At 70.5% G+C, this 12,410-nt stretch carries 16 protein-coding genes and 1 riboswitch; of the genes, 3 read left to right on the forward strand and 13 right to left on the reverse strand.

Going from position 1 to position 12,410, the window contains the following annotated elements; all coding sequences use genetic code 11:
• From KOI35_RS40420 to KOI35_RS40445, 6 genes are all read right to left on the reverse strand, one after another.
• Positions 1-927 (reverse strand): 5,10-methylenetetrahydrofolate reductase, encoded by a 927-nt coding sequence (locus tag KOI35_RS40420; RefSeq protein WP_308121370.1) that lies wholly within the window; start codon positions 925-927, stop codon positions 1-3.
• A gap of 21 nt (positions 928-948) precedes the next feature.
• On the reverse strand, positions 949-1,449 hold the full coding sequence (locus tag KOI35_RS40425; RefSeq protein ID WP_215794873.1) for a hypothetical protein: 501 nt from the start codon (positions 1,447-1,449) through the stop codon (positions 949-951).
• The gene (locus KOI35_RS40430) at positions 1,446-3,158 is read right to left on the reverse strand and encodes a PHP domain-containing protein (RefSeq protein WP_215794876.1); all 1,713 of its coding nucleotides are present in this window, start codon (positions 3,156-3,158) and stop codon (positions 1,446-1,448) included. The genes KOI35_RS40425 and KOI35_RS40430 overlap by 4 nt, the downstream gene beginning before the upstream one ends.
• Before the next feature lie 186 nt (positions 3,159-3,344).
• Positions 3,345-4,145 carry an energy-coupling factor transporter transmembrane component T family protein gene (locus tag KOI35_RS40435; RefSeq protein ID WP_215794878.1) on the reverse strand — a complete coding sequence of 267 codons (801 nt, stop codon included), beginning with the start codon at positions 4,143-4,145 and terminating at the stop codon, positions 3,345-3,347.
• The gene (locus tag KOI35_RS40440) at positions 4,142-5,572 is read right to left on the reverse strand and encodes an ABC transporter ATP-binding protein (protein WP_215794880.1); all 1,431 of its coding nucleotides are present in this window, start codon (positions 5,570-5,572) and stop codon (positions 4,142-4,144) included. Before KOI35_RS40440 ends, KOI35_RS40435 begins: the two co-directional genes overlap by 4 nt.
• Positions 5,573-5,591: 19 nt before the next feature.
• Complete coding sequence (locus tag KOI35_RS40445; protein WP_215794882.1) at positions 5,592-6,164, reverse strand: ECF transporter S component; 573 nt, start codon at positions 6,162-6,164, stop codon at positions 5,592-5,594.
• A 68-nt stretch (positions 6,165-6,232) separates the two neighbouring features.
• Positions 6,233-6,335, reverse strand: a riboswitch (TPP riboswitch).
• Between the two features lie 82 nt (positions 6,336-6,417).
• On the opposite strand from KOI35_RS40445, the gene KOI35_RS40450 reads away from it, so the two are divergent.
• Entirely contained in the window at positions 6,418-7,236 is an 819-nt protein-coding gene (locus KOI35_RS40450) for an alpha/beta fold hydrolase (RefSeq protein ID WP_215794884.1), read from the forward strand.
• A gap of 36 nt (positions 7,237-7,272) precedes the next feature.
• On the forward strand, positions 7,273-7,809 hold the full coding sequence (locus KOI35_RS40455; RefSeq protein ID WP_215794886.1) for a DUF6328 family protein: 537 nt from the start codon (positions 7,273-7,275) through the stop codon (positions 7,807-7,809).
• Here the strand turns inward: KOI35_RS40455 and KOI35_RS40460 are convergent.
• From KOI35_RS40460 to KOI35_RS40490, 7 genes are all read right to left on the reverse strand, one after another.
• The gene (locus KOI35_RS40460) at positions 7,775-8,383 is read right to left on the reverse strand and encodes a hypothetical protein (protein ID WP_215794889.1); all 609 of its coding nucleotides are present in this window, start codon (positions 8,381-8,383) and stop codon (positions 7,775-7,777) included. The two genes, KOI35_RS40455 and KOI35_RS40460, sit on opposite strands and share 35 nt — an antisense overlap.
• 88 nt (positions 8,384-8,471) lie before the next feature.
• Entirely contained in the window at positions 8,472-8,879 is a 408-nt protein-coding gene (locus KOI35_RS40465; protein ID WP_215794891.1) for a Fur family transcriptional regulator, read from the reverse strand.
• Positions 8,876-9,178 (reverse strand): ArsR/SmtB family transcription factor, encoded by a 303-nt coding sequence (locus KOI35_RS40470; protein WP_133872604.1) that lies wholly within the window; start codon positions 9,176-9,178, stop codon positions 8,876-8,878. The genes KOI35_RS40465 and KOI35_RS40470 overlap by 4 nt, the downstream gene beginning before the upstream one ends.
• Positions 9,175-10,053, reverse strand: a complete 879-nt coding sequence (locus tag KOI35_RS40475; RefSeq protein WP_215794893.1) for a metal ABC transporter permease — start codon at positions 10,051-10,053, stop codon at positions 9,175-9,177. Before KOI35_RS40475 ends, KOI35_RS40470 begins: the two co-directional genes overlap by 4 nt.
• 1 nt (position 10,054) lies before the next feature.
• Positions 10,055-10,834: a metal ABC transporter ATP-binding protein gene (locus tag KOI35_RS40480; RefSeq protein ID WP_215794895.1), complete on the reverse strand. Its 780-nt coding sequence runs from the start codon at positions 10,832-10,834 to the stop codon at positions 10,055-10,057.
• On the reverse strand, positions 10,831-11,736 hold the full coding sequence (locus KOI35_RS40485; protein WP_215794897.1) for a metal ABC transporter substrate-binding protein: 906 nt from the start codon (positions 11,734-11,736) through the stop codon (positions 10,831-10,833). Before KOI35_RS40485 ends, KOI35_RS40480 begins: the two co-directional genes overlap by 4 nt.
• 57 nt (positions 11,737-11,793) lie before the next feature.
• On the reverse strand, positions 11,794-12,048 hold the full coding sequence (locus KOI35_RS40490) for a DUF6703 family protein (RefSeq protein ID WP_215794900.1): 255 nt from the start codon (positions 12,046-12,048) through the stop codon (positions 11,794-11,796).
• Between the two features lie 17 nt (positions 12,049-12,065).
• Between KOI35_RS40490 and KOI35_RS40495 the strand changes: the two genes are divergently transcribed.
• A complete protein-coding gene (locus tag KOI35_RS40495; RefSeq protein WP_215794902.1) occupies positions 12,066-12,407 on the forward strand; it encodes an antibiotic biosynthesis monooxygenase family protein in 342 nt (113 codons plus the stop codon).
• Positions 12,408-12,410: the final 3 nt, after the last annotated feature.

Raw genomic sequence — 12,410 nt, forward strand, 5'->3', positions numbered from 1 at the left:
TCAGGCGCGGAGCAGGGCGGCGATCTCGCGGGCCAGTTCGGTGCTGGCCTCGATCTCGGCCTTGCGGATCGAGACGCTCTCGACGTTGAAGCCGTAGGGCATGCCCAGGCGCTCGCAATAGGACTTCAGGTCCCGGGCGATGGCCAGGCATTCGCGTCGCGAGGTCTCCAGCGGATCGTCCGACTCGCGGAGTTCGGTGGCCAGCCACGGTGGCACCTCGACGCCCAGCCAGTCGAGGAACTCCAGGGTCTTGGGGGAGCCGCACAACGAGAGCGTGAAGATCAGCGGCCGCGGGGTGATGTCCGCGTCCTTGCAGGCGTAGAAGTAGTCGGAGACCAGGTTCTTCGTCTCGTTCAGGTCGTAGATCACCTGGGAGATGAAGAAGGTGCAGCCGCGTTCCTGCTTGGTCAGCATGCGCAGGTGTTCGTCGCCGTGGCGGGCGTGCCGTTCGCCGATCACCACGGCGCCCAGCGGGAGGGCGGGGGAGACCTCGTGGTGCAGCTGCTGGGCCCGGCGCAGCGAGGTCTGCACCGGCTTGGTGCCCGACGAGGAACCCACGAAGACGGTCAGGATGTCGGGGGAGGAGCCGGCCAGCCACGTTCGCAGGTCGTTCTCCGCGTATTTGCCGACGCAGCGGTAGATGATCGTGGGCTTGTCCCAGTCGCCGAGGTGGTCGGTGTGGAACGACGCCGGGTCCAGGGTCGGCAGATAGGGGAACGGGCGCTTGTCGGAGTTGCGGTCCGACTCGTCCTCGATGTCGTACAGGATCAGCCCGTCGAGATCGAGGTCGGCGAGCCGGCCCACGGTGATCTCGGCGATCTCCTTGACCCGCTCGGGACTGTTGGCGCGCTTGGGCGGGGTGATGCTGAAGAGCATCACCCCGCCGCGAGCTGAAGCGATCTTCGACTGCAACGAGTTACCAGACACCAGCCAAGCGTAGAGAATGTCCTACTTGTGGTCGGCGCAGCAGGGGGTGGGATCCCGCGTTTCGAACGGGACGAGCACCCCGCCCGCGGCCGGCATCGTCACCAGCACGAGGTCACCGTTGCGGAACTGCGGGCGTACGAAATCGCGGGTGTCCACGATCTGATCGGAAAGGGCCACGCCCGAGCCGAGCACCTCGACCCGGTCGATCGCCGTGGACTCGATCAACGCGCCGACAGTGAGCTGGCCGGTCAGAGTCGAAGAGCCCGGAAAAATCACGGCACGACCGAATTTTCCGGACAAAGCCGCGTCGGCTGCGGGCTGCAGCTCCACCGAAGTCTCGAACGGCGACGCCGAGACCAAGCTGATGGCGACGTGCGGGAACGGCGTCTGCACCAGGTGCGTGCACGCGGAGACCGGCGCCGGATCCAGGGAGAGGATCCAGTGATCGGCGGCGCCGACCTCCCGGTGACCGAGGGAAACGCCCACGGTCGAGAGGCCGGCAACCGAGCGGTACAACGTCACTTGGGGAGGACCCAGATCGGGTTGGTGTAGAACCACAGGTCGCCCCACGGGTCGGCGTCGCCGACGACGTCGAGCTTCGGGCCGACCGGGTCGACCGACGCGCCCATCAGGCCGGGCTGGGTGCGGTTGCCGTCGGTGCCGCGGACGCGGACGTAGAACGGCTTGTCGAGGCGGCCGAAGTTGTAGGTCAGAGTGACCCGCTTGGCGCCCTTCGAGATCTCGAACGACTTGACCACCTTGGTGTTCGGGGCGGTGAAGGCGTCCTTGTCGGTGACCGGGCCGGTGACCGAGCCGACGATGACGTCGACGCGCTTGAGCACCGGGATGAACTGCGCCCAGTTGGGCACGTCCTGCAGATCGATGTCGAGCACGATCTCGGTCGCGGTGCCCCGCTTGACCTGCAGCACGCCGCCGAGCGGGGTGCCGGAGTGCGAGCGGCGGTCGCCGTCGACCCGGACGCGGGCGTCCAGGCCCTTGATCAGGCGGCCGTGGTCGACCCAGACGCGGCCGGCGCGCAGGCCGTCCATGACCTGCTTGTAGCCCCACGACGACGCACCGACGGTGGTGCGGCCGTAGAAGCCGGGCCAGAAGTCGCCCGCCGTGGTCAGCGTCTTGCCGGTGTAGACCGGGTCGTTGTACTTGCCGTTGACCTCGAAGTTGCTGTCCGGGCCCCGGTCCGACTGGTCCAGGTAGTTGACGTGCGAGTCCGAGTTGACGGTGATCCACCACGCCTTGCCCTCGGCGAGCAGGCTGTCCCACAGGCCGCCGACGGTGGAGGTCATCCAGTCGAAGCCGCCCCAGGTGCGGTAGCTCTCCAGCGGGTAGCCCGCGTACGAGGCGGCCGACGGGTTGTTGTCGTAGTAGCCACGCGCGCCACCACGGCCGTTCGGGGCCGGGATGCCCGCGGCCTGGTGGCCGGGCGCGCCCTCGAAGCCGATGGCGACCGTCGGGTCGGCGTCGCGCCAGTTGCGGATCTCGTGCGGCGAGTCGATGCCGCGGCGGGCCGGGTGGTTGGCCAGGAACAGGGCGGCCTCGACCTTGCGCGCCTTCACCTGCGAACCGAGGAACTTGATGCCGGCGATCGCGGCGGCCTCGTTCTGCTCCGGCGTGTTGGTGGTGGGCAGCAGGTTGCCGTCGTAGTTGGTCTCGAACTGCTTGAGAACCTCGACCTCGTGCTTGCTGGGCGCCACGAAGACGGTCGCGTGCTCGGCGGCCGGGATGTTCCACTCGAGACCCTGGAAGGTCAGCAGGTCCCGGATCTCCTCGCGGGTGGCCCGGATGTCCGGGTTCACCTTCTCGACGCCGATCTTGGCGTGCGTGACGCTGCCGTGGTCGGTGATGACGACCCAGTCGAGACCGAACGCGTGGCCGTGCTTGGCCTGGTCGATCACCCGGTACTGGGCGTCCGAGCTGTACTGCGTGTGGATGTGGTGGTCACCCGCGAGCCAGGTGAAACCGCCCTTGGCGGAGCCGCCGCCCTGCGGGCCGTGGCTGTGCGGCAGGCCGGCGGCCTGGGCGGCCGACGGGGTGGCGAGCACGGAGGCGGCCGCGCCCGCGCCGAGCAGGCCGGCGCCGCGCAGGAAGCCACGCCGTGAGACGTCGGACGGCGACAGTTCGCTGTCCGGGATGCTCAGGTCGAGGGCCGGAGGAACGTCGCCGCCGGTGGTCTCGAGGTCGTGGTCGTGATGGTGGTCGTGGCCGTGACCCATATCAGTGATCTCCCACAAATGGATGCATGCGTACGTCGCCACACATTCGTCGTGATAGATCAACAAAGCATGTACCGAGGTTGACTTTCGTCAGTACGGGCGACTGCCGTTCGGGTCGGGTGGCCCGCCTACCTGCGCATCTGATGTCCGGATCGTGAAGTTGACCCGCGGCGATACCGGCGAAAGTCAGATGATGGGGCGGAACAGGCCGAGGGTGATGGACGTACCGAGGGCCAGGGCCGACAGCACCAGAGCCCCGGCTATCAGCGCGATGTCGGCCGTACGAAAGGACTGCTTGCGTGCGTACGTGCGGGGCAGCCCGGAGTCGAAGCCGCGCGCGTCCATCGCCACGGCCAGCCGTCCGCCGCGGCGCAGGGCCCCGACCAGCAGGGCGAAGGCGGTCGAGACGAAAAGGCGTACGGCCGCAAACGGGTTGTGCCCGGCGTCGATGCCCCGGGCCCGCCGGGCCAGGGTGAGCATCTGCCACTCGGCACCGAGCAGGGGAAGCAGGCGGAATGCGGCCAGCGCGCCCACCGCGAACCGGGCCGGGGCCTTCGCGTTCTGCACCAGCGCGTCGGCCAGGTCGGTCGGGTCGGTGGTGGCGAACAACAGCACGCCCGGCACGGCCACCGCGAACAGCCGCAGGATCAGGCCCAGGGCCGACATCAGCACGCCGGTCGTGACGTCGAACGGGCCCAGATCGAGCAGCAGGGTGCCGCTGCGGTTGGCCGAGAACAACACCATAGTGATCAGCAGGCCGAGCGACGCCACCAGCACCGGCCAGGCCCGCCGGGCCAGAGTGGAGTAACGCAGGCCGAAGAACGGCACCACGGCCAGTTCGATCGCGAGCGCGAGAGCGGGCGTCAGCGGGTCGAGCGTGGCGATCAGCGGCAGCGAGAAGAGCAGGGCGGCGGCCAGCTTGGCCACCGGGTTGCGCCGGGCCAGCGGCGCCGCCGGATCGGCGATCGGCTCCAGGGCGAGGGTCATGAACGTGGCCGCCGGTGGGGGAGCGGGTCGTGCCGGCGGGCCGGGCCGAGCGCGAACGTGCGGTCGGCCACCGTCTGCACGAAGTCGTCGTCGTGGGTGACGGCCACGATCGCGTGCCCGTCGTCGCGCAGCGTGGCCAGCAGGGTGACCAGCTCGATCCAGGTGCGCCGGTCCTGCCCGAAGGTCGGCTCGTCGAGCACGAGCAGCCGGGGCGCGGTGGCCAGCGCCGTGGCCACGCTCAACCGGCGGGCCTCCCCACCCGACAGCGTGTACGGGTTGGCCGCCGCCAGTTTCGTCAGCCGCAACCGTTCGAGCAGGTCGGAGACGGTAGCCGCGACCGCCGCGGGTGCCTTGCCGAGCCGCCGCGGACCGACCGCGAGCTCGTCGGACACCCGCGCGGTGACGAACTGGTGCTCCGGGTTCTGGAACACCGACCCGATCCGCCCGGTCAGGGTGGCCGCTCGCCATTTGTGCGGCGGTCGCTGATCGCCGAATCCGCGCACCCGGCCCCCGCTCGGCGCCAGCAGCCCACCCAGCAGCAGCGCCAGCGTCGACTTGCCGGCCCCGTTCGGCCCGGTCACGGCCAGCAGCTCGCCCGGCCCGGCCCCGAGGCACACCGGCGCGAGGCGTTGATCGACCGAGACCTTTTCCGCCCGTACGAGCTCAGGAGTCGCCGCCGATGCCGACTTGAGCGGTGGAATGGTGAACCCGGGCACCCACACGCCCTCGTCGGCCAGCCGGTCGCCGTAGGCCGCGAACACCATCTCGGGCGTCCCGTCGGCCCGCACCCCACCGCCCGGCTCGAGCACCACCACCCGGTCGACCAGCGGCAACACCTCGGCCACCCGGTGCTCGACCAGGATCATGGTGGTGCCGGTCAGAGATCCGAGGCTTTCCCGTACGAGGGTGGCGCCGGCCGGATCCAGATTGGCTGTCGGTTCGTCGAGCAGCAGCAGTCCCGGCCGCAGGGCCAGCACCCCGGCCAGCGCGAGCCGCTGCGCCTCCCCGCCGGAGAGGGCCGCGGTCGAGCGGGTGATCGGATAGGGGAAGCCGACCCGGTCGAGCGCGTCGCTGACCCGCGGCCAGATCTGGGCCGGCGGCACGCCCCGGTTCTCCAGCCCGAACGCCACGTCGTCGCCGCTGCGCGCCATGACGAGCTGGGTCTGGGGGTCTTGGAAGACGATGCCGACCTGGTCGCGGGCCTTGCGCGGGTCGAGTCCGTCGATCTCGATCGTGCCCTCGGCCTCGCCCGAATCCTCCGGGAGCAGGCCGGACAGCGCGGCGAGCAGGGTGCTCTTGCCGGCCCCGGAAGGACCGAGCAGGAGCACCCGCTCGCCGTGCGCGATGTGCAGGTCGACGTCGCGGACGGCCCAGGCCCGGCGGCCCGCGTGCCGCCAGCCGAATCCGCGAAGGACGACCTCACTCATTGGTGTGATTGATATCAAATCAGACGAGCGCGCGCGACCGACCGGCCGGGAAACGGTCGAGCACCCCCGTCTGGGCCAGTGCCCGGGTCAGCAGCACGGCCCCCAGACCGGCGATCACCAGCGAGGAGGCGGCGGTGATGAGGACGTACGGGATCCGGAACGAGCCCCACGCCGTGTCGGGATACCAGACGAAGACGTCGTAGACCGCCGCCACGATTCCCGCCGTCGCCCCGGCCAGCAGCGCCACCGGCAGGCGGTAGACCTTGTAGGCGAAGATCGCGAAGATCAGCTCGGCGCCGAGGGCCTCGAGCGGCCCCTGCACCGCGATCGTCCAGCCCCAGCTCGTGCCGATCGCCACCGACACGAGTGCGGCCAGCGAGAGCGTGTAGAACGCGGCGCCGGGCTTGCGGATGATCAGTGCCCCGAGCACGGCCGGCACCAGCCAGACGCCGTAGAGCAGGGCCCGGCCGGGCAGCGGAATGGCGTCGGCGGGGCCGTTGTAGAGCAGGCCCCACGCCCAGAAGATGACGCCGAAGGCCACGGCGACGATCGAGGCTATGACGATGTCGATCGTCCGCCAACGGTTGTTCATGATGAACCTCCCAGTGGGTACCGGGAGGAGACGCACGCCATGGCCGGGCGGACCCGGACACGGCGCGGCTGGAGAAAAGACCGAACTTCCTGCGCTGGCATTACCCAGATCAGGTGCGAGGGTCTGCGGTTGCCCGCACTCTCAGCGCTGTGCGCTCCCCTGTCGGATGAGGTGTTCCGTCACCGGAATACCTCGCTATGTTTCGATGACGCTAACACCGCAGTTCGCAGGGCGAAAGCGAGGGAGAGATCACATGGAGATCAAAGCCCGGGGGCTGACCTTCGACGTGTACGAGGGCGGACCGGCCGACGGCGATCCGGTGCTCCTGCTGCACGGCTTCCCGCAGGACCACCGCGAGTTCGATCTGCTCGCGCCCCGGCTGCACGAGAAAGGCCTGCGCACGTACGCCCTGGACCAGCGCGGCACCTCGCCCGGCGCGCGCCCGTCCGACGTCGGCGCCTACCGCCTGAGCGAGCCGACCGCCGACGCGGTGGCCGTGCTCGACGCTCTCGGCCTGGAATCGGCCCACGTGATCGGCCACGACTGGGGTGCGATCGTCGGCTGGTGGCTGGCCGCCGGGCACCCCGAGCGCGTACGCACCCTGACCGCGGTCTCGGTGCCGCACCCCAAGGCACTCGGCCTGGCCTTGCGGACCCGGGCCTCGCAGCGCGCCCGCATGTCGTACTTCAAGGTGTTCCAGTCGTCCATCGCCGAACGCTTCCTGCTGGCCGGCGACGGCGCGGTGCTGAAGGCCATGCTCAAGCCGATCGGCGAGCGCGGCCTCCAATACGTCGAGTCGATGCGCGACGACCCGGGCCGGCTCACCGGCGGCCTGAACTGGTACCGCGCCTCGGCGTCGCGCCAGAACCAGGCCGGCATCGTCAGCGTCCCCACCACCTATGTCTGGAGCGACAAGGACGGCGTGGTGACGCTGGCCGCCGCGTTGCGCACCCGAGACTGGGTCGAGGCCGACTACCAGCTGGTCGCGATGCGCGGGATCAGCCACTGGGTGCCCGAGCAGGCCTCGGCCGCCCTGGCCGACGCCGCGCTGAAGCGCATCGGCAAGGCCTAGTTTGGTCGTTGTCTATTCAGGGGAAACCGCTGCGTCATGGTGGCCGAGAAGTCGCGCATCAAGAACGAGACCGAGAAGCAGCGCTGGGATCGCAACTTCGCCGACCTGCTGCAGGAGCTGCGGGTCGCGCAGACCGGCATCCAGATCCTGTTCGCGTTCCTGCTGACGCTGCCCTTCAGCAGCGGCTTCCCCAAGGTTTCGCAGTTCCAGAAGGACACCTACGTGGTGGCGCTGCTCGCGACGGCGGCCGCCACCGCCATGATCATCGCGCCGGTCGCCTTCCACCGGGCGTTGTTCCGGCAGGGCCGCAAGCCCGAGCTGGTGCGCTACGCCCACCGGATGGCCACCGGCGGGCTCGGGTTCCTGCTGGTCGCGCTGGTCGCGTGTGTCCTGCTGGTGCTCGACTTCATCCTCACCCGGTGGATCGCCTGGGTCTTCACCGGTCTCGCGGCGGTCTTCTTCCTGAGCTTCTGGGTGGCGATCCCGTGGTTCCGGCGGACCTGGCTGGACGAGGACGCCGAGGAGGAGGACGAAGAGGTCAGCGGCGGGCCGACTTTAGACCGAGACGCTTGAGTTCGAGCTCGGCCAGCGAATCGACCGCCGAGGCGTCGCCGTTGCGCCAGCTCTGCGCGATGTCGGGGCCGAGCTTGGCCAGCTTGTTCAGCGGCTGGGAGGCCAGGGCGCGCAGGGCCAGCAGGTCGCGGCCGGCGGGCTGATCCCGTACGGCGGAAGCAACCGCGGCCCGGCGCATCCAGCGCAACCGCAACGGCAGCCAGAGGAAGAGCACCAGGGCGAACGGGACGGCCACCGCGATCAGCGCCACGATGATCGCCATCGTGTCGACGACCTCCTGCTGCTGACGGCCCGCCTCGGCCAGCGAACGGGCCGCGTCGGCGGCGCCGGTGAACGGCTTGACCAGCTGGTCACCGACCAGCGGCACCTTGCCGACCTTGCCGCCGGCGTCGCTCAGGTTGTCGGCGATGCCGCCGCCGGCGCTCTCCAGCTTGGCGCCGGGGACGCCCAGTTTCTGCACCATGTCCTGCACCCAGAGACCCGCGCGGACCCACGCGTAGACCCAGAGCACCACGAAGATGTCGGTGAGGAGCTGGCGGACGGCGGTGGGGATCCGGTCGGCGTAGAGCTTCACCGGCTCAGCGTCCCATGTCGACCGGCCTCCCGCTTGCCGGGTTTGTCCGCGGCCGTCTCAGTACTTGGCGGGTTTGTCCGCGGCCGTCTCAGTGCTTGGCGGCGCAGTCCGGGCATGTCCCGAAGATCTCGAGCGTGTGCGAGACGTCGACGTAGCCGTGCCGGTTCGCCACCTTGTCGGCCCACGACTCGACCGCCGGGCCCTCGACCTCGACCGCGGCGCCGCACTCCCGGCACACCAGATGGTGGTGGTGCCCCGAGCTGCACCGGCGGTAGAGATGCTCGCCGCCGGGCGGGCGCATGACGTCGATCTCGCCCGCGTCGGCCAGACCCTGCAGGGTGCGGTAGACCGTCGTCAGGCCCACCCGTTCCCCGCGTTCGCGCAGCCGGGCGTGCAGCTCCTGGGCGCTGTAGAAACCCTCGGCCTCGGACAGCACGGCACTGACCGCGGTGCGCTGCTTGGTGTTGCGCTGCGCGACACTCTGTTCGGCGCTCACGAACGAACCTCCCTCGCGTGACTGACCGCGTCGGCGACGATGTGCGCGACGTGATCGTCCACCAGCGAGTATGCGATCTCTCTGCCACGTCGTGCACCGCGGACCACCCCGGCGCCGCGCAGCACCCGCAGATGCTGCGACACCAAGGGCTGCGGCGCACCGAGCTTCTCCACCAGCTCGTGGACGCAGCGCTCGCCCACGCCCAACTCTGCCACGATCGCCACCCGGATCGGAGCCGACAGGGCGCGCAGCAGCTCACCGGCCGATTCGTACGCCTCGTACCCGCTCGTCGTCGTCATCGGACCTCTGCCTCCTGCAGCACCACGTCGGGCGGTTCGATCTCACGCGGCGGCTGGGCCCGGCGGCGCAGCAACCGCCGGGCGGCCGCGGCGGCGGTGATCGCGACGAACACGGCCAGGGCCAGGATCACGGTGGTGGCGCCGGGCGGGGTGTCGGCCTCGGCCGAGACGACCACCCCGGCGCCGGCCGCGACCAGCCCGATCGTCATCGCCGCGACCATCGTCGTGCGGAAACCGCGGGTCACCTGCTGGGCCGCCGCCACCGGGATGACCATCAGGGCCGAGACCAGCAACAGCCCAACCGTACGCATCGCGATGGTCACCGTGACCGCGGTCGTGACCGCCATCATCAGGTTGAGCGCGCGCACCGGCAGGCCACTGACCCGGGCGTACTCCTCGTCGTTGCAGACCGCGAACAGCGCCGGCCGGAACACCACCATGGCGACCAGCACGGCCAGCCCGAGCACCGCGATCACCGCGATGTCCTGGGGCGAGGTGGTGATCAGCGAGCCGAACAGATATTGCACCAGGCTGTTGCTGTTGGCGTCGTTCGACAGCGCGACCAGCACCACGCCGCCCGCGATGCCGCCGTAGAACAGCAGCGCCAGGGCCAGGTCGCCGGACGTGCGGCCGCGTTCGCGGATCAGCTCGACGCCGACCGCGCCGATCGCGGCCACGATCACGGCGCTGATCACCGGCGACTGGTTGAGCAGCAGTCCGACGCCGACGCCGGTCAGCGCCACGTGGCCGATGCCGTCGCCGATCAGCGACAACCGGCGCTGCACCAGATAGATGCCGAGGGCCGGAGCGGCCAGCCCGATGATCAACGCGCCGATCAGGGCTCGGATCATGAAGTCGTACTGGAAAAGGTCCATCTCAGTTCGCCGTGATCCGGTCGGCGGGGGCCACGCAGATGCCAGGGGCCGGCTGCACGGCGTGGGGGTGCACGTGGTCGTGGCCGGGGTCGGCGTGGTGGCCGAACGGCTCCGGCGGCGGACCCTCGTGCGCGACGCGGCCCTCGTGCACCACGACCGCGCGGTCGATCAGCGGCCGCAGCGGGCCGAGCTCGTGCGCGACCAGCACGATCGTGCCGCCGCCCTCCTCGAACCGGCCCAGGGCGCCGGCGAACGCCTCCTGACTGGCCGCGTCCACCCCGGCGGTCGGCTCGTCGAGCACCAGCAGGTCGGGCTTCCCGGCCAGGGCGCGGGCGATCAGCGTGCGCTGCTGCTGGCCGCCGGAGAGGGTGGTGACCGGGTCGTTGATCCGGTCGATCAGGCCGACGTCGGTCAGCGCGGCCTGGACCGCGGCCTTGTCGACGGCGCCGGCCGGGCGGAAGATGCCGCGCCGGGCCAGCCGGCCCGAGGCGACGACCTCGCCGACCGTGGCCGGCACCCCGCTGCCCGCGCCGAGTCGCTGCGGCACGTAGCCGACCCGGGCCCAGTCGCGGAACTTGCGCTGCGCCGTGCCGAACAGCTCGATCCGGCCGTGGCTGAGCGGGACCAGCCCGAGGATGCTCCGGACCAGCGTGGACTTGCCCGAGCCGTTGGCCCCGAGGATCGCGACCACCTCGCCGGCGCTCACGGTCAGCGAGATGTCGTGCAGGATCTCGCGGCCGTCGTACCCGACCGCGGCATGACGCACCGATACGACGCTCATCGCGTACACCCCAATCCGGCGGACAGCGCCGCCAGGTTCTGCCGCATCACCGAGAAGTAGTCGCCGGTCTCGTCGACGAGACCCTCCAGCGGGTCGAGGACGGCCGTCTTGGCGCCGACCTCGCGGGCGAGCGTCTCGGCCACCGCCGGGCTCACCAGGGTCTCGAAATAGATGGTGGTGGTGCCGGTTCCGCGGGCCTCCTGGGCCACGGCGGCGAGCCGCTGCGGCGAGGGCTCGGCCTCGGGTGAGATGCCGGTGATGCCCACCTGGTGCAGGTCGTAGCGACTGGCCAGGTAGGCGAAGGCGGTGTGGCTGGTCACCAGTTCCCGGCGTTCGCAGGTCTTCAGGCCCCGGGCGAACTCGTCGTTCAGGGTGTCGAGCTCGGCGTGCAGGGCCAGCGCCCGCGAGGTGTAGCCGGCGGCGTTCCCGGGGTCGGCCTCGCCCAGCCGGGCGGCCAGCGCGTCGGCGATCGTGGCCAGGCGTACCGGATCGAGCCAGACGTGCGGATCCTGGCCGCTCTCGGCCTCTTCGTGCTCGTGGCCGTCGCCCGCACCCGCTTGGAGAAGTGTGACCACGGACGCGGCATCGAACGCGCGGTCCTTGGCCTCCTGGCCGATGGCCTCGTCGACAGCCGGCTGGAAGCCCCGGACGTAGACGGCCAGGCCCGCGCCGGCGACGTCACCGACCTGGCGTGGGGTCAGTTCGATGTCGTGCGGCTCGGCGCCCGGCTTGGTGAGGTTGGTGACGCTGACCGCGTCGCCGCCGATCCGCTCGCTGAGGAACTGGAGCGGGTAGAACGCCGTGACGATCGAGAACTTGCCGTCCCCGCCGGCCTGACCGGACTGATCGCCGCAACCCGCGAGCGCGGTGGCGAGGAGCAGGACAGATAGCAGGCGGCGCATAACACCCACTGTCGCCGACAATGATAATGATTGTCAAAAGCGCATGAGTCAGCCCGGTTACAACGCCTTGGCAATGATCACCGCGACGAGCAGCGCCAGGATGATCAGCCGGAGGGCGCGGGTCGAGCCGGACTGCACCGGCCAGGTCGTGAACGTGAGCCCGGCCAGGCCCAGGGCCAGCACCAGCAGCAGGGCGGCGCCGACGATGCCGGGCAGGAACAGGCCACCGAGCATCACCACGAGCGCGACGATGAACGCCGTCGTCGGGTTCACCCGGGCCAGCCGCCGGACCAGATTGTCGTCAGAACTCAAGGGCTACCCTTCCTCGCATGCTCGTGCTCAACCGCTTCGTCGTGCCCGCGGACACGCGGGACACCTTCGTGCCCCAGGCCCACGCCGCGCTGGCCGCGCTGGCCGAGCGCCCCGGCTACCTCTCCGGCCGCCTGACCCGCGCGCTCGAAGACCCGGAGTGCTGGACCATGGTCACCGAGTGGGAGTCCGTCGGAGCCTACCGGCGGGCCCTGGGCGGCTTCGACGTCAAGGTGCACGCGGCCCCGCTGCTCTCCCAGTCGGTCGACGAGCCGTCCGCGTTCGAGACGCTGGCCAGCGCCGAGCCCGGCGCGGCGGTGGTGGTGGCCGAGAGCGACCGGGCCGCCGAACCCTGGCGCTGACGA

The organism is Paractinoplanes bogorensis (assembly GCF_018829635.1).
GTDB classification, from domain to species: domain Bacteria; phylum Actinomycetota; class Actinomycetes; order Mycobacteriales; family Micromonosporaceae; genus Actinoplanes; species Actinoplanes bogorensis.